Here is a 21,408-nt window from a genome sequence, read left to right on the forward strand (position 1 = left end):
GCCGGAATGACGGGCAGCGTTCCATCCCGTCAGATCAACCTCGCGTACGACAACGCGACCGTCATCGCCGCGCAGGCCGGCGGCCGGGTCGATGTCCACCAGCGGATCGGCACGCACCTCATCGACGAGCTGTCGTTCGGCGCGGTTGCGCCGCCGACCGACGAGCAGCCCAGCCGGCTGCTGAACCCCGCGAACCGCGTGGTGCGCTTCACCGGCCGCAAGCGGGAGATCGCCGAGCTGGAGGCCTGGCGGGACGACCCGGCGCCGGTGGCCGTACGCCTCATGCACGGCGGTGCCGGTCAGGGCAAGACCCGCCTGTCCCACCGGTTCGCCGAGCTCTCCGCCGCGGCCGGGTGGGTCACGTTGCGTGCCCGCCACAGCCGCGACATCGCGGTCCGCCCCATCGACGTGCACCCCGGCACCTCGGTCGTCACGGCGAGCCCGATGCTGGTGGTGGTGGACTACGCCGAACGCTGGCCGCTGTCCGATCTGCTCGCCCTGCTCGTCGATCGGCGGCTGCACAACAGCCGGGCCCTGCGGGTGCTGCTGCTGGCCCGGCCGGTCGGCAACTGGTGGCACGCCCTGACCCACCGGCTCTCCCAGGATCTGGGCGTCGACGCGGTCAGTGTCGAACTGGCCGCGCTCGGCGCCACCCGCAGCGACTCGCAGAACGCGTTCGGAGTGGCCCGCGCCTGTTTCGCGGAGGCGTTGCGGGTAGCCGTACCCGAAGGCCCGACGCCTGATCTCAAGGGTTCGATCCTGACCATCCACATGGCCGCCCTCGCTCACGTCCTGGCCGTGCGGGTCGGTGACACGCCGCCGTCGGATCCCGGCGAATTGTCGGCGTACCTTCTCTCCCGCGAGCGCAGTCACTGGCAGTCGATGTACGACAACGACCGCCGCGTCGAGTCCACCCCGCAGGTCATGGGCCGGGCGGTCCACGTCGCCGCGCTGACCCGGTCGCTCGACTACGAGGCGGCGGTCGTGGCGCTGAAGGCGGCCGGCGTGGCGGACAGCGTCGCCACCGCGGGACGGGTGCTCGACGACCACGCGATGTGCTACCCGCCGCACGATCCGACGACCGTGCTGGAGCCCCTCTACCCCGACCGTCTCGCCGAGGACTTCGTGGGACTGCAGACGCCGGGCCACCGGATCGGCGGATTCCGGTCCGACCCGTGGGCCGCCGGGGCGCCGAGGGCGTTGCTGGATCGCGGCGGGGGAAGTCCGGCCACGGTGCTGCCGCTGCTGATCGACGGTGCCCGACGCTGGCCGCATCTTCCGGAGAGCCAGCTCCTGCCCCTGCTGCGGGAGCGGCCCGAGCTCGCCGTTCAGGCCGGCTCGCCCACCTTGTCGGCCCTCGCCGCGGCGCGGTGGATGCCGCCGGAGATCCTGGCGGCGATCGAGTCCGTCCTGCCGGTCGACCCGCCGGCGGATCTGCACGCCGGCATCGCGGCACTCGGCGAGCGACTGGCGGACGAGCTCCCGCGTCCGACGGATGATCCGGTACGCGCCGTCGCCGCGCTCCTGAAGCGCGGCTGGCGTCTGATCAACTCCGGACGGATCGCGGACGGCGTCGGGCTGCTCACCGCGGCCGTCGCGACCGCCCGGCTGCTGAGCGTGGAGGAGCATCCCACCGAGCTGGAACGGGCGTTGCGCCTGCTCGGCCGCGCACACGTCCAGGCCGAGAACTGGGCGGCGGCCGCCGCGGCGCTCGGCGAGGCGGTCGGGCTCTGGAACAACCACGGCGCCCGCGTCCAGCCCCCGGCCGACGAGATCGCCCGATGCCTGACCGATCTGAGTCTCGCGCTCTGGCACGAGGGCTTCGGCGAGTCCCTGGCGGTCCGCCACCGGGCGATCGTGCAGCTCCGGCGCCTGGTGGCCGCGAATCGGCGGCATCGGCTGATGCTCGCGCGTGTGCTCGTGCAGCAGGCCGAACAGTTCCGCGAGCGGGACCGGTATCGCGACTCCCTGGAGGCGATCGAGGACGCGGCCCGGCTGCTCGGCGAGGTCGCGGGCGAGGCGGGCACGTGGCTCGAGCCGGATTTCGCGGCCGCGCTGCTCGGCCGGGCGCGTACTTTGCGGTCGCTGCGGCAGCTGAACGGGGCGGCCGCGGCGGCGTCGGCGGCGGTCCGGATTCTCGAGCAGCTGGCCGGGCGGAATGTCGCCTTCGACGAGGACCTGGCCGGAGCGCTCGGCACCGAGGCGTCGGTCCTGGCCGGGCTCGGGCGGTGGGCGGACGCGATCGGCGCGCAGGAGAAGGCGGTCTCGATCTTCCGGCGCCTCCGCGGCATCAACGGCGGGCGTTACAGCACGGGCTTCGCCCAGGCGCTGATCGATTTCGGCCGCATCTGCCGGGATGCGGGCCGCCGGTACGACGACGCCCTGCTCGCCCTCGGCGCGGCGATCGAGGTGGTGCGGTCGGGCCAGGAGGCCGCCGCCGTCAAGACGCGGCTGCTCGTCGACGCCGAGTCCATCGGCGCCGACCTCCTCGACGCGTCCGGGCGCCGCGACGAGGCCGACGCGCTGCGCAGGACTGCCCGGCAACGGCGGCCGGCGGGTTCCCCACCGCAGAATCCCCCGGCGCACACACCGCCGCTGCAGAAGCGACGGGAACCCCCGGTGCCCCCGGGAGGTGAGCGGGATGCGCGGCAGTACGCCGACGAGATCTCCGGTCTGGAACCCGACGAGGCGAGGGCGCGGCTCCAGGCATTCAGCCCGCACAACATCGCGGTGATCCTGCTCGCCATCAACCCCGGTTACGAGTGGCTCGCGAAGGTGTTCCACGGGTTCGAGCCGGTGCAGAAATACGCCGTTCTCCGGGAGTTCGTGTGGTTCGACCGGCTGACCGAGCACCCTGTCATTCTGCGGTTCGTGGGGAAGCAGCTCCTGAACCGCACGTCGGAGTACGAGGCGGCGTACGCGATCTCGGTGTTGGAGACCGCCACTCCGGCGGTGGTCGCGGGAGTCCTCAGCCACCGGGACTGGGCCAAGAAGGCGCGATTCGTGCTGGCCTGGATGGACTCCTCCCGGGCGCAGCAGATCATTCGCCTGCTGCCGTACAACCCCGGAAGGATCCCTTCCCGCACCGACCAGATCATGTACTGGTAGCCCTGCCCGGCCGGCCCCCGTGTGCCGGCCGAGCCGCAGGCGCACCGAAGGCTATGACCGACCAGTCGGTCTGTCAATGTGCCTATACTGCCGCCATGACCGAGCGGACAGGGCTGTTCCCGACATCTCTCGGCGAGGTGGCGTACGCGGCGACCGGCAGCGGGCCGGTCCTCGTGCTCCTGCACGGCAATCCGGGCGATGCGCGTGACTGGGACGCCGTGGTCGGCCCCTTGGCGCAGCGGCACACGGTGGTGCGGGTCGACTGGCCCGGCTACGGCCGCTCGCCCTGCACCGCAGGGGCCATGGTGGGCGCGCCCGAGCTCGCCGCCGTGCTGGACGAGGTTCTGGACCACATCGCTGAGATCAGCGATCAGGGCGGGCGGAAGGTCGTGCTCGTCGGTCACAGCGTCGGCGGGTATGCCGCGCTGTGCCAGGCGCTGACCAGGCCCCAGCGCGTCGCCGCCATGGTGCTGGTGGCTCCCGGCGGCTTCACCCGCCTGACCGGTCCCACCCGGATGGTCGTGCGGGGGATGGGTTCCCCCTCCGTGGGCGGCCGGCTGGCCGGACCGCTGGCTGCGGCATATACGGTACGGCGCACCGCAGCGGGCCGGGCCGCGTCACGGCGAGCGCGGTCGGTTCGCACCAGTCCCTGCCGGTCGGCGGTGCACAGCGCGGTGTGGCGGTCATTCCTCGACCCGGCCCACGATCTGCGCGGCCGTGCGGGTGCCATCACCGTCCCGGTGCTCCTCACGTGGGGGCGCCTCGACCCCGTGGTGCCCTGGTACAGCGACGGGCGGCGCGCCGCCGGACTCCTGCCGCATGCCGCCGTGGCCAGGTTCTGGTCGGGGCACTTGCCGCACGCCGAGGTGCCGGAGCGTTGGCTCGCCGCAGTCGTCCCTTTCCTCGAGGGGGCGTACGGAAATGGCTAGGCCCGCGGAACCCGGACGCCGCGCCCTCCTCGATGCCGGCGCCGCCCTCCTCGGTGACCCCGGCGGTCCGAGCCTTGCCGGGATGAGCGTCAACGCGGTGGTGGCGCGGGCCGGCATGAGCAAAGGGGCCTTCTACCAGCACTGGAAGGACCGCGGTGCGTTTCTGGTCGCCCTGCATCGTCGCTTCCACGACGAGCTGCAGGCCGCCGTGATGGACGCGGTCCGTGACCTGAGCCCCGGGCTGCCGCGCCTGACCGCCGGCTTGACGGCCTACCTGGACGGGTGCCTGGCCTCCCCGGAGGCCCGCGCCCTGCTGTTCCAGGCACGCCACGACGGCGCGCTCACGCCCGAGGTCGAGGCCCGTAACGCGGCCTTCACCGCCGTCGCCGAGCCGGACCTCATCCTGCTGGGCTGGCAACCGCCCGCGGCCGCCGCTTCGCTGCTGATCGCGATGGCGGTGCACATCGCCGCCATCGAGAACGCCATCAGGGCACCCCGGCCCGACCTGCGCGAGACCGTTGCCGCTTTCCTGCGGCGCGGGCCCGAGGCCGGCGACGGCTGACGGGGTCAGGCGCCGCGCCGGCGGGCCACGAAGAGGGCACCCGCACCGGCGATGAGCAGGCCCAACCCGAACAGGGCGAGCGACCAGGCGGGCGCGCCGGTGATCGGCAGGCCGGGCTCGCCCCCACCGGTGCCGCTGCCGCCGCCGGTGTGGGTCGGCGAGGGGGAGGGCGACGGCTTGGTGATGTCCGCCCGGTACGTGGCCTTGTTGTTGGCGGGATCGGTGTCCGGAGCAAGGGGAGTGATCTCCGGGCTCAAGGTGATCGGCTCCTCGTCGAACTCCGTGACCTTGAAACGGACGGTGAAGCTGTACGTGTCCCCGGCCTCGACCACGGGAATCGTGCAATACATCAGGCCGGGGTCGGCGACGCAGCCCTCCGGCCACCCGGTGTAGCTCAGGCTGTAGGGAGACACGACCGAACGCATGTCCGCAGGGGAGCGGTACGGCCCGGAGTTGTGCACGCTGATCCTCGCGTCGAACGACGAGCCGACCTGCCACGGCCCGGGCGGGGCGCTGATCGTGACGGACATGTCCCCGCTCGTCGTGACGAACACGTCGGTGGAGGAGACGTTGTTGGACTGCTCGGGATCCGGAATCTCCGTGGTCAGCCTGGCTTCGGCGGTGACGTACCGGCCGAGCGGCAGATCCTCGGCGAAGTCGGTGGTGACGCGCCAGCCCGCGTCGGCCACCGGAGCGGCGGTGGTGCAGGTGACCTTGCGCTCGGTGTCGTCCGGCACGCAGGGGCCCGCGGCATGCTCGTTGCCGGCGGAGCGGAAGGTGACGCCTTCCGGCAGCTCCAGCACGACGGTGAGGTGTTGCGGCACCTTCTCGGGGACGCCGGTCGCGGTCATGACGAACGTGACGCTGCCGCCCGGTGCCACGGGCGCCTGGCCGTTCTCGTTGTAGAGGAACAGACGCTGGTCGACCTGGGAAGGAGGCGGTGCGGCCGCTGCCGGCCCCGGGAGGAACACGAAGCCCGCCATCGCTGCGCAGGCCGCCGCCAGACCACGCCGGAGGTACCTGGCCATGTTCCCTCCTCTGTTCGAGATGGACGGACGGTAGCGCAGAGCTTCGCGACTTTCGACCCCGTGACGACGTACCGGTGGGACCGTTTAGTCCGAATAGCGCTATTTGTGATAAGCGTTCCCATGGGCGGCCGATGGGCCGGGTGGTAAACCTGAGGTGGCCCGCTGGGTGACCGGAGATGGCCCTCCGGGTAACCGACGGGTGACCGTTCGCCGCTGACCAGGAGATCATCGGGGCGATGGGATCGCCGAAACGCGGACGCGAGGCGCCGACCTGGGGAATACGCTCTGCTGACCCATCCCCGGGACGGAGATCCATGCGCCCGAAGCGTCCTCCGGCCGGTGCCTTCGCCGCTCGGCGCAGCGAGGCCAAGGAGCGGCGGGCTCGGCCCGGAGATGGTCGGCGGGCTGCCCGACATCACGACGTGGCTCGCCCACGGGGGAATGACCATGGTCGTGGAACCCACGAGATGGGCCGGATCGCCGTATCAGCACGAGGAGCATGAAGATGCGTTTCACCCGATTGACCGCGGCGGCCGGCGTACTGGTCCTGGCGATGACCTCGGCGGCGTGCGGCGGGAACGATACCGGCTCCACCGGCGAGGGTCAGGGCTTCCCGGCCGGGTCCACCATGCAGCGGCTCGTCGAGGCCCACAAGATCCGGGTCGGCACGAAGTTCGACCAGCCGGGCTTCGGCCTCGAAGGGCCCGGCGGCCTGCCGAAGGGCTTCGACGTCGAGATCGCGAAGATCATCGCGAAGAAGCTGGGCATCCCCTACTACGCGATCGAATACACCGAGACGCCGTCGACGATCCGCGAGCAGGTGCTCCAGCAGGGCAAGGTCGACATGGTCGTGGCGACGTACACCATCAACGACAAGCGCAAAGAGGTCGTCGACTTCGCCGGCCCCTACTACGTCGCGGGCCAGACGCTCATGGTGAAGAGCGACAACACCGACGTCACCGGCCCGGACTCCTTCAAGGACGGCACGAAGAAGGTCTGCTCGGTGACCAACTCGACGCCGGCGGCCAACATCGAGAAGTACCTGAAGAACAAGGCGAAGCAGCTCGAGCTCTTCGACAGCTACGACAAGTGCGTGGAGGCCCTCAAGGCCGGGAAGATCGACGCGGTCACCACGGACAACGTCATCCTCACCGGCTTCGTCGCCACCAACCCGGACCAGTTCGCGCTGGTCGGGAGCGCCTTCACGGAGGAGCCGTACGGCATCGGCGTGAAGAAGGGCGACAAGGACTTCCGGAACTTCATCAACGACACGCTCGAGGAGGCGTTCCACGACGGCTCGTACATGAAGGCGTGGAAGGTCACCGCCGGCAAGTACGACCCGAACGACCCGCTGATCCCCGAGATCGACCGCTACTGAGCTGGCAAGCTGCTGATCCGCTGCCACGCGGCGTGTGAGGTATCGGCGGCATGGAGCCCTCGCCCGCCGCTTCAAGACCTGAGGCGAAGGGCTTGACCCTGACGCTGCGTCAACCCTCCATGCTGGCTGCCATGAATATCCCGATCCGAGTGCAAGGCCTGACGAAATCGTTCAAGGACCTCGACGTGCTGCGCGGCGTGGACTTCGAGGTGGCGCGGGGCAGTATCTTCGCCCTGCTCGGCTCCAACGGGGCGGGCAAGACCACCCTGGTACGGATTCTGGCCACCCTGCTCCGGGCCGATGCCGGAGCCGCCCGGGTGAACGGCTTCGATGTCGCCTCACAGGCCGCCGACGTGCGGGAGTCCGTCAGTCTCACCGGGCAGTTCGCGGCGGTCGACGAGGTCCTCACCGGGCGGGAAAATCTCGTCCTGATCGCCCGGTTGCGGCACCTGAAGAATCCCCGCGCCATCGCCGATGGCCTGCTGAAGCGGTTCTCGCTGACCGAGGCGGGGGCCCGGCGGGTGGCGACGTACTCCGGTGGCATGCGCCGGCGGCTGGACATCGCGATGAGCCTCATCGGGGATCCGCCGGTGATCTTCCTCGACGAGCCGACGACCGGTCTGGACCCGGAGGCGCGCCTCGAGGTGTGGCAGGCCGTCAAGGAACTCGCCGCCGGCGGTACGACGGTGCTGCTGACGACCCAGTATCTGGACGAGGCGGAGCAGCTCGCCGACCGGATCGCCATCCTGCACGAGGGCCGGATCGTCGTCGACGGCACACTGGGCGAGCTCAAGCAACTCCTCCCGCCGGCCAAGGTGGAGTACGTCGAGAAGCAGCCGACCCTGGAGGACGTCTTCCTCGCACTCGTCGGTGCCCGGACGACCGGGGGAGAACGATGAACAGGCATGTCGTCGGCGACACCGCCGTGCTGCTGGGTCGTTCCCTGCGGCACATCCTGCGCAGCCCGGACACCATCATCACCACTGCGGTGATGCCGATCGCGTTCATGCTGCTGTTCGTGTACGTCTTCGGGGGCGCGATCGAGACGGGTACCGATTCGTACGTGAATTATCTGCTGCCCGGAATTCTGCTCATCACGATCGCATCGGGTATCTCGTACACCGCTTACCGGCTGTTCCTGGATCTGCGGGGCGGTATTTTCGAGCGGTTCCGATCCATGCCGATCGCCCGGCCCGCCGTGCTGTGGGCGCACGTCCTGACCTCGGTGGTCGCCAACGTGATCTCGCTCGTGGTGGTCGTCCTCGTCGCCCTGGTGATGGGTTTCCGCTCGGGCGCCGGCTTGCCGGCGTGGCTGGCCGTGGGCGGCATTCTGGTGCTGTTCACGCTGGCCCTCACCTGGATCGCCGTGATTCCGGGCCTCACCGCCAAGTCCGTGGACGGTGCGAGCGCGTTCTCCTATCCGCTGGTCTTCCTGCCGTTCATCAGCTCGGCCTTCGTGCCGACCGCGTCGATGCCCGGCCCGGTGCGGGCTTTCGCGGAGAATCAGCCGGTGACCTCGATCGTCGACGCGATCCGGGACCTGTTCGCCCGGCAGCCGGTCGGCGCGGACATCTGGACCGCTCTGGCCTGGTGCGTCGGCATCCTCGCGGTCGCGTACCTGCTCGCCACCATGACCTACCGGCGAAGGTCGTGAGCATGCTGACGATCGGTCAACTGGCGGCTTACGCCGGCGTCACGGTGCGGGCCGTGCGGCACTACCACCAGGTCGGGCTGCTGCCGGAACCGGAACGCGATGCCTCGGGATATCGACGGTACGGCGCGACGGCCGTCGTGGCCCTCATCAAGATCCGCACCCTCGCCGACGCCGGCGTGCCGCTGTCCCGGATCGGTCCGATGCTCGCCGCCGACCCGGCGGCGTTCGACGCGGCGATCGACGTGATCGACCGGCGGATATCCGAGGAGATCCAGCGGCTGGAGGCCAGCCGTAAGCAGATCGCCCAGCTCACCGCGGGCGACAGCGCGGCGCTTCCCGCGGCGGCGATCGCCTATCTCGACCGGCTCCGGGAGATCGGGGTGTCGGAGCGGATGGTGCAGGCCGAGCGGGACGGGTGGATCCTCATCGCGGCCCGCTGGCCCGACCGCATCAGCGAGTGGATACCGGACAAGCTCACCCAGCTCGCGGATCCGCGGGTCGTGCGGCTCTACCGGATCCTGTCGGAGATCCTCGGCAGCGACTCGGCCCACGAACCGCTGCTGGCGGAAGCCGCCGACATCATGGCCGCCCTGGCCGGGGAGGCCTATGCCGCGGGCGCGGTGATGCGGCCCGAGGAGACGCAGGACGAGCTGCCGTTCGACCTGCTCGACGCCCTGGCCGACGAGTCCGACCCACGGGCACGGCGGCTGCGGGAGCTGATGCGCGAGCGGGGCTGGGGCAGCTGGACCCGGCTGGAACGGCTGGCGGACCCACCCGGCTAGGGCTGCCTCACCGACGACGCGCGGAGAGTATCGGTGTCGCTGGTGGCGGCCCAGGAGGCGAGCAGGGAGAGGGCGTGCGCGGTGGGGGAGCCGGGCTCGGCGGCGTAGATGGTCAGCACCAGTCCCGGCTCGGCGATCAGGGCCGTACTTTCGTACGCGAGGTCGAGGTCGCCGACCACGCCGTGGTGGAAGTTCTTGACGCCGGTGCCGTGGATGCGCACGTTGTGCGCGCCCCAGCGGCGGCGGAAGTCGTCGCTGCGGGTGGACAGCTCGCCGACCAGGTCGTGCAGGCCCTTGTCGTGCGGGTCGACGCCCGCGGCCGTCCGCAGGTTGGCGACGGTCATGTCGGCGAACAGGTTCCAGTCGGGGAAGAACCGGCGGGCGGCGCTGTCGAGGAAGGTGAACCGGCCGAAGTTCGGCGGCCGCGACGGGTCGGCGTACATGTCGCTGTACATGGCCCGGCCCAGCAGGTTCGCGGCGAGCAGATCCTGGCGGCCGTTCACCACGATCGCCGGCGCGGTGATGGCGTCCAGGGACCATTGCAGGCTGGGGCGTACGGTCCACTGCCGGGGCCGGCGGCTCGGGCGCAGCAGCGCGTTGCTGCCGTTGGCCTCCTGGGCCAGGCGCATCAGGTGGGCGCGCTCGGCATCGTCGAGCTGCAGCGCGCGGGCGATCGCCTCGAGGACGCCGGCGGAGACGCCGGCCAGCTGGCCGCGTTCGAGCTTGGCGTAATACTCGACGCTCATCCCCGCCAGGGCCGCGACCTCGCTGCGGCGCAACCCGGGAACGCGGCGCTGCCCGGCGGTGGGAATCCCGGCACGCTCCGGCGTGATCTTGGCGCGGCGCGAGGTGAGGAAATCGCGTACCTCGGCTCGGTTGTTCACGTCCTCGACGGTACGACGGGCGGCCGCGAACTGGGATGTACTACTGGTACACCCATCGTCCGTGACTTCTCCGCGGTGTGCCGGTCCGGTGTGCTCGACGTATGACCGCAGTCCTCGCCGAGCAGGCGCCACCGGACCGCGCCGCCCGTCGGCGGGCGGGGCTCACCGGCACCCTGATCGCGACCGTCATCCTCGTGACGGCGATCGCGCCGCTGGCCACCGACATGTACGTGCCGGCGTTCCCGCGCGTGGCCGGTGACCTGTCGGCGACGGCTACCCAGGTGCAGGTGACGCTGACCACGTTCTTCGTCGGCATGGCGCTGGGGCAGTTGGTCGGCGGCCCGGTCTCCGACCGGTACGGCCGGCGCCGGCTGCTGATCGCCGCGCTCGTGCTGATGAGCGGTGCTTCGATCGTGTGCGCGGGAACCGCGTCGATCGGCGTCATGATGGCGGCCCGGTTCGTGCAGGGCTTCGCCGGTGGCTGGGCGATGGTCATCGGCCGGGCGGTGATCGTGGACCTGGCGACCGGGGCCCGGCTGGTCCGCGTACTGAACGTGATCGCCGGGGTCGGCGGCATCGCGCCGATCGTGGGCCCGCTGCTGGGCGCCGCCATTCTCCAGTTGTCGCACTGGCGGCTGTCGTTCTGGGTGGTCGCGGCCATGGGTGCGGCGATGACTCTCGCCACGGTGCTCGCGGTTCCGGAGTCCTTGCCCAGGGAGCGCCGGCACGGCGGCGGCCTGCGCACGTTCGCCGTGGCCGGGCGGCAGGTGCTGGCAAGTCGTGGTTACGTGGGATACCTGCTGGTCAGTGGTTCGGCGATGGGGGCGCTGTTCGCGTACGTGGCCACTTCGGCGTTCGTGCTGCAGTCCATGAACGGGATGTCGCCGGTCGCGTACTCGATCGACTTCGCCGCCAACGCCGCCGGGATGACCGTGGCCGCGCTGGTCGCCGCCCGGCTGGCGGGGCGGGTCGCCACTCGTACGGTCATCCTGACCAGGCAGGTAGCGGCGCTGGCGGCGGGTGTGGCGATGGTCGCAGGCGCGGTGTGGTGCGGCACGCCGGTCCTGCTCGCGATGATCTGCTTCCTGGTGATGATGACCGCGCAGGGCGTCATCGGGCCCAACGCCGGTGCGCTGGCCTCCGCCGAGGTGCCGCAGCATCCGGGTACGGGATCGGCGATGCTCGGCTTCGTCCAGTGGCTCGCGGCGGGAACGATCGCTCCGATCGCCGGCCTGGGCGGCGAGCGGACCGCCCTGCCGATGGCGCTGCTCATGACCGGCGGGGCCGCACTGTCGATGATCGGCCTGCTCGTCGTCGCGCGGGTCCCGCGTTACCGAGCGTGAGGAAGGGGTATTGCGAAGACCAACGCTGCCGCGCCCGTGAACCGTCCATCAAACGCTGAAGAGGAGTACGTCATTCTTACCGTCAACGCCATCGCCGCCACTTCTGCCACCGATCCGCTCGTGCGCACCACGATTCAGCGGCGTGATCTGGGGCCGCGGGATGTTCTCATCGAAATTCGTTACGCCGGGATCTGCCACTCCGACATCCACACCGTGCGGGGGGAGTGGGGCGAGGTGCCGTACCCGCTGACCGTCGGCCACGAGATCGTCGGGCAGGTCACCGAGGTCGGCGCCGAGGTGAGCAAGCACGCGGTCGGCGACCGGGTCGGCGTCGGGTGCATGGTCAACTCGTGCCGCGAGTGCGACAACTGCAAGGCCGGCCAGGAGCAGTACTGTCTCAACGGCAACACCGGGACGTACGCGAGCGTCGACGCCGACGGCACGATCACGCAGGGCGGCTACTCCACGCACGTCGTCGTCGACGAGGACTTCGTGCTGCGGGTGCCCGTCTCCATCCCGTACGAGAAGGCGGCGCCTCTGCTCTGCGCGGGTATCACCACGTACTCGCCGCTGTCGCACTGGAAAGCCGGACCCGGCACGAAGGTCGCCGTGGTCGGCATGGGTGGCCTCGGCCACATGGCCGTCAAGATCGCCGCTGCCATGGGTGCGGAGGTCACCGTGCTGTCGCAGACGCTGGGCAAGAAGGACGACGGGCTCGCGTTCGGCGCCCGGGACTATCACGCCACCAGCGACCCCGCCACCTTCGAGGCGCTCCGGAACGGCTTCGACCTGATCATCAACACCGTGAGCGCCCCGATCGACATGGCCGCGTACCTCGGCCTGCTGCGCCTGGACGGCACGCTGGTCAGCGTCGGCGCCCCGCCGCAGCCGCTGCCGGTGCCGGTGTTCGCCCTGTTCGGCAACCGGCGGTCCTTCGCCGGCTCGAGCATCGGCGGCATCGCCGAGACCCAGGAGATGCTCGACTTCTGCGCCGAACGCGGCATCGCGCCCGAGGTCGAGGTCATCGGCGCCGACGCGGTGAACGAGGCGTACGAGCGGGTCCTCAAGTCCGACGTCCGCTACCGGTTCGTCATCGACGTCGACAGCCTGCGCTGAATCCGTTCACGAAAAGGGCCGGCCCGCCGGGCCGGCCCTTTTCGTGGGTTCTCAGCCCGCCGGATCGGACTTGATCAGTTTGCCGTCGGCGCCGACCGCGAACCATGCCCCGTCCACGCCCTGCCCGTCGATGTCACCCGCGCCGAGGTCGCCCGCGTAGTAGTACAGCGGCCAGCCTCCGTACACGGCCTGGGCGGCGCCTTCGGCCCGGGAGATCGTGGTGAGCAGGGCCGCGTTCGCACCGCTCGCGGCGGCGACCGCCTTTTCGCTGGTCAGCGCGGGCCATGTCGCGATGCAGGTTCCGGTGCAGCTGCTCGTACCGTTCTTGTCATTGGTGAACGCGTAAAGGGTACGGCCGTTCTGGTCGGCGAGAATGGGTCCCACCGCGGAATTCTGGACCTGAATGCCGGTGGGCCGGCCGGCCTGCTCGCTGACCGGGGCCGCGTTCCACTTCGGTGCGTTCTTCGCCGAACCGCCGGTGCACGCCGCCGTCCCCGCAACGAGGACCGCTCCACAGAGAATCAGAGCGATGGTGGTTCCCGTATTCCGGCGCATGACGTTTCCTCTCTCGATGGTGACGTGGCCCGAACGGCTGCCGCGGGGAAAGCGGTTCAGGTACGGACGTCGTTTGTGATCCAGCTCATGTTCCGGTGAATTCCCCTGAACCGTTCGGGACGACGACGCGTGTGCTGCCCGGAAACGCCGTCGAATTCTTGGAGAACTCATGAAACTGCCCGTCACCGTCACCGCGCTCGCGCTCGGTATCGCCGGCCTCGTGCTGGGCCCGGCGGCCGTTCCGGCGTCCGCCGCCACGGGCGGGTCCACCGCCCCCGGCTCGACCGCGATGGCCGGCATGGACCATTCCGCGATGGCCGGCATGGACCACACGGCGCCCGCCGCGGCGTCGCCGTCCACCCAGGACCTGGCCTCCGGGGTACGCCGCTCGCGCCAGCGTCCGCGGTACTTCGTGGCGGCCCTGCGCGGCGGCAACGAGGTGCCGGTGGCCGGTGGACCCGCGGTCGGGGACAAGGACGGCCGGGCCACCGGCCTGGTACGGGTCCAGGGCAACCGCGTCACCTTCGCGTTCTCGTGGAAGCACATCGGAGCGCCGACGCTCGGTCACATCCACCAGGGCAGGAGCGGCGTCAACGGCGACGTGAAGGTCCCGTTGTTCACCACGGCGATGCCGAAGACGGTCACCGCGGCCGCCGGCGTCACCACGGTGAGCGACCCGGCGATCGCCGACGCGCTCCGTACCCGGCCGGACGGCTTCTACCTGAACCTGCACACGGCCGAGTTCCCCGGCGGCGCGGTGCGGGGGCAACTGCACAGCCTCCGCGGCCGCGCCGACGTGCTCGGGCTGCTGCACGGCGGCACGCTGAAGGCGTTCCTCTCCGGTGACCAGGAGGTGCCGACGCGCGGGGGCCCCGCGGTCGGCGACCCGACCGGCCGGGCGGTCTCCTTCGTCCAGCCGTACGGGGCCACCAGCGTCGGCTACTCCTTCGCCTGGGTCGGCATCCGGCCCACCCTGGGCCACATCCACAAGGGCCGGGCCGGCGTCAACGGCGACGTGGTCGTCCCGCTGTTCACGACCCCGATGCCCAGCACGGTCATCGCGGTCTCGGGGCGCGCGACCGGCGTGGACCCGGTGATCGTCCGGCACATCAAGCACCAGCCGAGCGCCTTCTACGCCAACCTGCACACCGCCGACTTCCCCGGCGGTGCGGTCCGCGGGCAGCTGTTCCGTCGCTGAATCGGTCGCCGGCCCTGCGAACTCGCAGGGCCGGCGGTCAGGGCTCGGCCGTGGACTCCCACTGCCAGAGGATCTCGGTCAGCCGGTCCACCCCCGCGGCGAGGTGGCGGCGGTACGTGCTCATCGGCAGGCGCAACAGATCGGCGGCCGCCTGCTGCGTCCCGGCCGGTTGCAGATACGTGTGGTGCAAGGCGCGATAGGCCGACCGGTCCCGGGGCGAGTCGGCCAGCGTCGCCGCGGCCTCCTCGACGACGGTACGCAGTGCTTCGGCCGTACGGCCGCCGGAGACGCGCGCGAGGAGCCGGCCGGACAGCAGCGGGCTGGTCGCCAGGCGGTCGAGCCGCCCCCATTCCCGCAGGGCCGCGCGGACCGCGGCGGTGAAGGCGGCCCGGTCCAGCGGGCCGGATGCCGTCGACGGTTCGGGTGCAGCCGTCTCCGCAGAGGTCTCCCGGGAGGCCAGCATGCTCAGCCAGGCCAGCCGCGGCATGCCGCGCCAGTCGTGGCCGAAGCCGGCGTACCGGCGGTCGTCGACGACGAAGTCCGCGTCCTCGACCCGGGTGAAGCCGACGTACTCGCACATCGGGGCCCACAGCTCCGGATCGGCGTGGTAGATCAGCGAGTAGGCGAGGCCCGGCGTGACCAGGTAGTGGCGGACGGCGTGCAACGAGATGAGCGCCTGCACCGGGGACGGTTGCTGGTACGCCTCGGCGTCGAGCCAGAACCGCAGCAGCGAGACCGCTTCGCCCGCGGCGGGTGCGGCGCGCCGCCACGCCGCGGCGGCCGCCGGGTCGCGCGGGTCGGGCGCGTGCAGCGTCGGGAGCACCGCCAGGCCCACCGCCGTGTCCTCCGCGTCGACCACCGCGTGCACGGCTTCCGGCTGGTTGCGACACCAGTGGTCGAAAAGGTCCGCCGAGGTGGTGCCCTCGTGACGGCGTACCCATTCGCGAAGCGCCGGCCACCGGCGCGGGCCCGCGGTCACCACCCGGAGGTCGCCGCTCGGACGCTGTTGCAGGAACGCTCCGATCACCGGGTTGTCGCGGTGCAGGAAGGCGAAGTCCAGCAGGATCCGGCGCTGCTCGTCGGGACCCGCGCCGGCGAACCGGCGCCGGTAGTAGCCGCCGGCCCGCTGGTGGATCGTGGCGTGCAGCTCCGGGTGCCGCCAGCGCAGGTCACGGGCGAGCACCTCGCGGGCGAGATCGTGCAGGACCAGGCCGTGGCTGCTCGCCGTCATCACCGACAGCCCGCGCAGCCACTCGAACAGCTCGTGCGCGTCCGGCAGGTCCAGCAGTTCGGCGAGCAGCGGTTCGGTCGTCCCGGCGACCTGCGACACCGCGTCGAGGGCCAGCCGGTGGGCGGGGCTCGGCACCGCGTCGAGGAGCGCGGCCAGCAGCGTCGCCACGACCTCGGGGCCCCCGGCCGGTGCGGCGGCTTCCCGGCGCTGAGCCCGTACATCCGCGATGAGGGCCAGCGCCAAAGGATGACCGTGGGTGAAGGCCATCGCGTCGGCGTGCGCCGCGGCGGGTACGCCGCGCCGGGTGAGCAGCAGCGCGCTCTCCACCGGATCGAGGTTGACCAGGGGCATCGGGTGCAGCACGCTCGACCAGCCCGGGTCGGTGCGGTATTGCACCGGGGGCCCGGCCCGGCTCGCCACGGCGACCACGGCGTCGGCCGGCAGCGCCGCCAGCAGCTCCGTCTCGACCGCCTCGTCGGCCAGCACCACGAGGTGGTCGCCGTCGGGCACGCGCTCGTCCAGCCACACCACCGTGCGGCCGGCGCGCTCGGCGAGACCCGCGAACTGGTGGAGCAGCGAGGTCTTGCCCACGCCGCCGGGGCCCGAGACCCAGACCAGCGCGCCGCCCTCGCCGGTCAGCAGCTGCGCGAACGCGGCGAGCTCGGCCGCGCGGCCGACGAAGTCCCGGCGGCGCGCGCTGGCCACCCGGTCGGCGAACCGCGTGCTCATGACCTGAGTCTCGTCCCTTCCCGGCCGGCCGTCTGTCGAAATCCCGACCGCCGGGGAGTGGACGGGGTGAGCGGAAAGTGGGCGCGGATCGGGCGCGGAACGGTCTGTCTTCCGGAAATCCGGCGGCCATAGCGTCAGCGGCGTCAGTAAGGCCCAGCTACTCCAAGGAGATCACCATGAACCGCAGCTCTCTCACCCGCCACGCCGGACGTACCGCGTTCGCCGCCGGCATCGCCGGGCTCGCCATGGCCGTCGCACCCCACGCGGCGTTCGCCTCCGCCCAAGGGTGGAGCGGCACGCTTCGCCCGGGGGAACAGCACTGCCTCACGGCCAGCGACACCGCGACCTATCAGGTCCGCGCCGACGGTCAGGCCACCGGGTCCGGCGCCAGGTTCAAGGTCACCCGCAACGGCGGCCTGGTGTACGGCACCCCGACCGGCACGATCGCCGGCTTCGCGTACGAGGGGCGTACCTCACTCGGCACCTTCGCCGGTTCCGGGAGCTACGCGGTCTGCGCGACCAACAACAACGCCACGAACACACTGGTCAACCTGCACATCTACACCGACGCCAACCTGCCGTACTGATACCTCCTCGTCGGGTACCGCCGAATTCGGCGGTACCCGATGCATGCCCGATGCATAGGTGTCCAGGGCACGGGTAACGCAGCTGTCCATGGCGTTACGGATCGAGGAGTACGGACTGCTCGGGGACCTGCACACCGCGGCCCTGGTCGGCAGCGACGGATCGGTCGACTGGCTGTGCTTGCCGCGCTTCGACGCGCCCGCGTGCTTCGCCGCGCTGCTGGGCGACGAGCGCAACGGTTTCTGGCGCCTGGCGCCGGAGTCCGGGGGACGGTGCAGCCGGCGCCGCTACCGCGGCGATTCGCTCATCCTGGAGACGGAATGGGACACGCCCGACGGTACGGTGCGGTTGATCGACACGATGCCACCGCGAGGCGAGGCGGCCGATGTCGTTCGCGTGGTCGAGGGCGTCAGCGGCCGGGTGCCGATGCGGATGGCTCTGCGGCTGCGCTTCGACTACGGCCGTGTCGTGCCCTGGGTGCGGCACCGCGACGGTCAGCTCGCCGCGGTGGCGGGCCCCGATGCGGCGTGGCTGCACACTCCGGTGGCCCTGAGCGGTGAGGATTTCACCACCTACGCCGAGTTCTCGGTGGGCCCGGGGGACCGGGTGCCGTTCGTGCTGACGTACCGGCCGTCACACGAATCCGTGCCGAAGACGGTGGACGCGGAGAAGGCGCTGGCGGAGACCGAGTCCTTCTGGGCGTCGTGGATGAGCCGCTTCCGCTATGAGGGGCGCTGGCAGGAGCCGGTGCGCCGCTCGCTGCTGACGTTGAAAGCGCTGACGTACACCCCGACCGGCGGGATCCTCGCGGCCGCGACCACCTCGCTGCCGGAGCAGTGGGGCGGGCCCCGCAACTGGGACTACCGCTTCTGCTGGCTGCGCGACGCCACCTTCACCCTCCAGGCCCTGCTCGGGACGGGCTTCGTCGCCGAAGCCAAGGCGTGGCGCGAATGGTTGCTGCGGGCGGCGGCCGGCGACCCGGCGGATCTGCAGATCATGTACGGCATCGACGGCACCCGCCGGCTGCCGGAGTACACCCTGGACTGGTTGCCGGGCTACGAGCAGGCCACGCCCGTACGGGTGGGCAACGCCGCGTCCGGGCAGTTCCAGCTCGACGTGTGGGGCGAGGTCCTCGACGGGCTGCACGAGGCCCGGGCCGCGGGCCTGCACCCCGATGACGAGGCGTGGGACCTGCAGGCGGCCCTGCTGGACTACCTGGAAGGGCACTGGGACGACCCGGACAACGGCCTGTGGGAGGTACGCGGCGACCGCCGGCACTTCGTGCACTCCAAGGTCATGGCCTGGGCCGGCCTGGACCGGGCCGTGCAGGCCGTCGACCGGTTCGGACTGCCGGGACCGGTCGACCGGTGGCGTGCCACCCGCGACCGGATCCACGCCGAGGTGTGCGAACGCGGCTACGACCCGGACCGCACGACGTTCACCCAGTTCTACGGCGCCCGCGGCCTGGACGCGGCACTGCTGCTGATCCCGCGGGTGGGATTCCTGCCCTGGCACGACCCGCGGGTGGCCGGCACCGTGGACGCGATCCAGCGGGAGCTGTGCACCGACGGCTTCCTGCTCCGCTACGACCCCACGGCCGACGGCGGCGTCGACGGCTTGCCCGGCCGCGAGGGCGCCTTCATCACCTGCACGTTCTGGCTGGCCGACGCCTTGTTCGGCATCGGCCGCGAAGCCGAGGCCGTCGAGGTGTTCGAGAAACTGCTCGGCCTGCGCAACGACCTCGGGCTGCTCAGCGAGGAGTACGACCCGGCCACCGGCCGGCAGATGGGCAACACCCCGCAGGCATTCAGCCACGTCGGGCTGGTCAACGCCGCCCGCCACCTGTCCTCTTCGCGGCCCGCCCGCGAAACCACTGTCAACGGAGGTGAGCACTGATGCGTGCCCTGACCGTGATCCCCCTGCAAGCCGGCTCCCTGTCCGTCACCGACGTCCCGGATCCGCAGCCCGGCGACGGCGAACTGCTGGTCGACGGCCTCGCCGTCGGCGTCTGCGGCACCGACAAGGAGATCGCCAACGGGGACTACGGCTGGGCGCCGCCCGGACGGGACCGGCTCGTGATCGGCCACGAATCCCTCGGCCGCGTCCGCACCGCCCCGCCGGGCAGCGACTTCTCGCCCGGCGACCTGGTCGTCGGCGTGGTACGGCGTCCCGACCCCGTTCCGTGCGGGGCCTGCGCGCACGGCCAGTTCGACATGTGCCGCAACGGCCGCTACACCGAGCGCGGCATCAAGGAGCTCGACGGCTACGCGAGCCAGGCCTGGACCGTCGAGACCGGCTACGCGGTGAAGATCGACCCGGGCCTCGCCGACGTCGGGATGCTGATGGAACCGACCTCCGTGGTCGCCAAGGCCTGGGCCGAGGTCGACGCCGTGGGCGCGCGTGCCTGGTTCGCACCGAGGACCGCACTGGTCACCGGCGCCGGCCCCATCGGGCTGCTCGCCGCGCTGCTCGGCGTCCAGCGCGGCCTGGACGTGCACGTGCTGGACAGGGTCACCGACGGTCCCAAGCCGCGCCTCGTGGCCGACGTCGGCGCGACGTACCACAGCGACGGCGTCGACGAGGTCGCGGCGAAACTGCGCCCCGACGTGGTCATCGAAGCCACCGGGGCCGGCCCGGTCATCTTCGCCGCGATGGCCAACACCGCCCCGTACGGCATCGTCTGCCTGACCGGCGTCTCCTCCGCCGGGCACACCCTGCCGGTGGACGCGGGCGGGCTCAACCGCGACATCGTGCTCGAGAACGACGTCGTCATCGGCTCGGTCAACGCCAACCTCGGCCACTACGCCGCCGCTGCCGAGGCGCTCGCCAAGGCCGACATCGAATGGCTCGGGCGCCTCGTCACCCGCCGGGTCCCGCTGGAACAGGCCGCTGACGCGTTCACCGCCGGCCCCGAGGACGTCAAGGTCGTCATCACCCTCGACGGGACCTCCTCATGACCGGCGATCTGTTCGCCCCGTCGCGCGGCCGACCGCGCGTCGTGATCGTCGGCGGCGGCTTCGGCGGCCTGCGGGTCGCCCGCGGGCTGCGCCACGCCCGCGCGGACGTCGTCGTGATCGACCGGGTCAACCACCACCTGTTCCAGCCCCTGCTCTACCAGGTGGCCACGGCCCTGCTGCCGCCCGGCGACATCGCCCCGCCCCTGCGGCAGATCCTCGCCGATCAGGCCAACACCAGCGTGCTGCTGGGCGAGGTCACCGCCGTCGACCCCGCGACCAGGACCGTGCGGGCCGACACCGCGGACGGCGCCGACCGCGCGGTGCCGTACGACTACCTCGTCATCGCCGCCGGCACTACCGACAACTACTTCGGCCACGACGACTGGGCGGCCGCCGCGCCCGGAATGAAGACCCTTTACCAGGCGATCGGCCTGCGCAGCCGGCTGCTGCACGCCTTCGAAGCCGCGGCCGCCGCTCCCGACCCCGGCACGCGCCGGGAGTGGCTCACCTTCGCCGTCGTCGGCGCCGGCCCCACGGGCGTCGAACTCGCCGGACAGCTCGCCGCCCTGGCGCGGCGTACCCTGCGCCGCGAGTTCCACGACCTCGACCCCACCCACCTGCGCATCGTCGTGGTCGACGCCGGTCACCACGTCCTCGCGCCGTTCCCGCAGCAGCTGCGCCGGCACACCCAGCGGCAGCTGCGCAGGCTCGGTATCGAGATCGTGCTCGGCCACACCGCCACCGCCGTCGACGACACGGGGCTGACGGTCGCACCCGCGGACAGCCACGACGGCTCGCGGCGGATCAGCGCCCGGACCGTGGTGTGGGCGGCCGGCGTCAAACCCGTACCGTTGGCAGCCCGGCTCGCTGCCGCCACGAACGCCGCGACCGACCACAAGGGCCGCGTCGTCGTCGGCGACGACTGCGCTCTTCCCGGGCACCCGGACGTGTTCGCCATCGGTGACATCGCCAACGTCCACGACCTGCCCGGCATCGCCGAACCCGCCATCCAGCAGGGCCGCTACGTCGCCGAGCTCATCAAGCACCGGCTGGGCCACCGTCCGCACCCGGGGCCGTTCCGCTACCGCGATCTCGGCATCATGGCCACCATCAGCCCCTTCGATGCCGTTGCGGACATCCGCGGGCTGCGCCTGCACGGCCCGCTGGGCAAGGCGGCCTGGGCGGGCGTCCACCTCGGATTCCTCGTCGGCTGGGCCAACCGCGCGGCCGTACTTGCCACCTGGGGCTGGGCGCTGGGCACTCGCAGGCGCCGTCAGCAACTCATCCTGACGGAAGCTACCGGGTGACGGAGACGCCGGGCTGCCTGGCCGCGGCGCAGCCTCGTCGGCGGAACGGCCTGCTTTCGCAC

18 protein-coding genes are annotated in these 21,408 nt (G+C 71.5%); 14 read left to right on the forward strand and 4 right to left on the reverse strand.

Annotated elements, in window-relative coordinates; genetic code table 11:
* The first annotated feature begins 6 nt into the window (after positions 1-6).
* From ACIBO8_RS26310 to ACIBO8_RS26320, 3 genes are all read left to right on the forward strand, one after another.
* On the forward strand, positions 7-3,108 hold the full coding sequence (locus tag ACIBO8_RS26310; RefSeq protein ID WP_396117963.1) for a hypothetical protein: 3,102 nt from the start codon (positions 7-9) through the stop codon (positions 3,106-3,108).
* 95 nt (positions 3,109-3,203) lie between these two features.
* A complete protein-coding gene (locus tag ACIBO8_RS26315; RefSeq protein ID WP_396117964.1) occupies positions 3,204-4,037 on the forward strand; it encodes an alpha/beta fold hydrolase in 834 nt (277 codons plus the stop codon).
* Complete coding sequence (locus ACIBO8_RS26320) at positions 4,030-4,599, forward strand: TetR/AcrR family transcriptional regulator (RefSeq protein WP_396117965.1); 570 nt, start codon at positions 4,030-4,032, stop codon at positions 4,597-4,599. The genes ACIBO8_RS26315 and ACIBO8_RS26320 overlap by 8 nt, the downstream gene beginning before the upstream one ends.
* 5 nt (positions 4,600-4,604) lie before the next feature.
* Here the strand turns inward: ACIBO8_RS26320 and ACIBO8_RS26325 are convergent, their stop codons facing one another.
* A complete protein-coding gene (locus tag ACIBO8_RS26325; RefSeq protein WP_396117966.1) occupies positions 4,605-5,627 on the reverse strand; it encodes an LPXTG cell wall anchor domain-containing protein in 1,023 nt (340 codons plus the stop codon).
* Between the two features lie 505 nt (positions 5,628-6,132).
* Here ACIBO8_RS26325 and ACIBO8_RS26330 point away from each other — a divergent pair.
* The 4 genes from ACIBO8_RS26330 to ACIBO8_RS26345 all read left to right on the forward strand — a co-directional run bounded on the left by ACIBO8_RS26330 (position 6,133) and on the right by ACIBO8_RS26345 (position 9,441).
* Positions 6,133-7,005: a glutamate ABC transporter substrate-binding protein gene (locus ACIBO8_RS26330; RefSeq protein WP_396117967.1), complete on the forward strand. Its 873-nt coding sequence runs from the start codon at positions 6,133-6,135 to the stop codon at positions 7,003-7,005.
* Positions 7,006-7,124: 119 nt separating this feature from the next.
* Positions 7,125-7,904, forward strand: coding sequence for an ABC transporter ATP-binding protein (locus tag ACIBO8_RS26335; RefSeq protein ID WP_396118219.1), 780 nt, complete (start codon positions 7,125-7,127; stop codon positions 7,902-7,904).
* Positions 7,901-8,659: an ABC transporter permease gene (locus ACIBO8_RS26340; protein WP_396117968.1), complete on the forward strand. Its 759-nt coding sequence runs from the start codon at positions 7,901-7,903 to the stop codon at positions 8,657-8,659. Before ACIBO8_RS26335 ends, ACIBO8_RS26340 begins: the two co-directional genes overlap by 4 nt.
* 2 nt (positions 8,660-8,661) lie before the next feature.
* Positions 8,662-9,441: a MerR family transcriptional regulator gene (locus ACIBO8_RS26345; protein ID WP_396117969.1), complete on the forward strand. Its 780-nt coding sequence runs from the start codon at positions 8,662-8,664 to the stop codon at positions 9,439-9,441.
* Here ACIBO8_RS26345 and ACIBO8_RS26350 read toward each other — a convergent pair.
* Entirely contained in the window at positions 9,438-10,325 is an 888-nt protein-coding gene (locus tag ACIBO8_RS26350) for a helix-turn-helix transcriptional regulator (RefSeq protein WP_396117970.1), read from the reverse strand. The genes ACIBO8_RS26345 and ACIBO8_RS26350 overlap by 4 nt on opposite strands.
* A 101-nt stretch (positions 10,326-10,426) precedes the next feature.
* Between ACIBO8_RS26350 and ACIBO8_RS26355 the strand changes: the two genes are divergently transcribed.
* Together ACIBO8_RS26355 and ACIBO8_RS26360 are read left to right on the forward strand one after the other, a co-directional pair.
* Positions 10,427-11,668, forward strand: coding sequence for a multidrug effflux MFS transporter (locus ACIBO8_RS26355; protein ID WP_396117971.1), 1,242 nt, complete (start codon positions 10,427-10,429; stop codon positions 11,666-11,668).
* 72 nt (positions 11,669-11,740) lie between these two features.
* The gene (locus ACIBO8_RS26360) at positions 11,741-12,784 is read left to right on the forward strand and encodes an NAD(P)-dependent alcohol dehydrogenase (protein WP_396118220.1); all 1,044 of its coding nucleotides are present in this window, start codon (positions 11,741-11,743) and stop codon (positions 12,782-12,784) included.
* Between the two features lie 51 nt (positions 12,785-12,835).
* On the opposite strand, the gene ACIBO8_RS26365 is transcribed toward ACIBO8_RS26360, so the two are convergent.
* On the reverse strand, positions 12,836-13,339 hold the full coding sequence (locus tag ACIBO8_RS26365) for a hypothetical protein (protein WP_396117972.1): 504 nt from the start codon (positions 13,337-13,339) through the stop codon (positions 12,836-12,838).
* A gap of 169 nt (positions 13,340-13,508) precedes the next feature.
* On the opposite strand from ACIBO8_RS26365, the gene ACIBO8_RS26370 reads away from it, so the two are divergent.
* Positions 13,509-14,537 (forward strand): CHRD domain-containing protein, encoded by a 1,029-nt coding sequence (locus ACIBO8_RS26370; RefSeq protein WP_396117973.1) that lies wholly within the window; start codon positions 13,509-13,511, stop codon positions 14,535-14,537.
* A 37-nt stretch (positions 14,538-14,574) separates the two neighbouring features.
* Here ACIBO8_RS26370 and ACIBO8_RS26375 read toward each other — a convergent pair whose 3' ends face one another.
* Positions 14,575-16,497, reverse strand: coding sequence for a hypothetical protein (locus ACIBO8_RS26375; protein ID WP_396117974.1), 1,923 nt, complete (start codon positions 16,495-16,497; stop codon positions 14,575-14,577).
* A 176-nt stretch (positions 16,498-16,673) separates the two neighbouring features.
* Here ACIBO8_RS26375 and ACIBO8_RS26380 point away from each other — a divergent pair, with 176 nt between their 5' ends.
* From ACIBO8_RS26380 to ACIBO8_RS26395, 4 genes are all read left to right on the forward strand, one after another.
* Positions 16,674-17,084, forward strand: coding sequence for a hypothetical protein (locus ACIBO8_RS26380; RefSeq protein ID WP_396117975.1), 411 nt, complete (start codon positions 16,674-16,676; stop codon positions 17,082-17,084).
* A gap of 88 nt (positions 17,085-17,172) precedes the next feature.
* Positions 17,173-18,978, forward strand: coding sequence for a glycoside hydrolase family 15 protein (locus ACIBO8_RS26385; RefSeq protein WP_396117976.1), 1,806 nt, complete (start codon positions 17,173-17,175; stop codon positions 18,976-18,978).
* On the forward strand, positions 18,978-20,039 hold the full coding sequence (locus tag ACIBO8_RS26390) for a glucose 1-dehydrogenase (protein WP_396117977.1): 1,062 nt from the start codon (positions 18,978-18,980) through the stop codon (positions 20,037-20,039). The genes ACIBO8_RS26385 and ACIBO8_RS26390 overlap by 1 nt, the downstream gene beginning before the upstream one ends.
* Positions 20,036-21,346, forward strand: coding sequence for an NAD(P)/FAD-dependent oxidoreductase (locus ACIBO8_RS26395; RefSeq protein ID WP_396117978.1), 1,311 nt, complete (start codon positions 20,036-20,038; stop codon positions 21,344-21,346). The genes ACIBO8_RS26390 and ACIBO8_RS26395 overlap by 4 nt, the downstream gene beginning before the upstream one ends.
* The last annotated feature ends 62 nt before the right edge of the window (positions 21,347-21,408 follow it).

Source organism: Actinoplanes sp. NPDC049681, assembly GCF_044465265.1.
GTDB lineage: Bacteria > Actinomycetota > Actinomycetes > Mycobacteriales > Micromonosporaceae > Actinoplanes.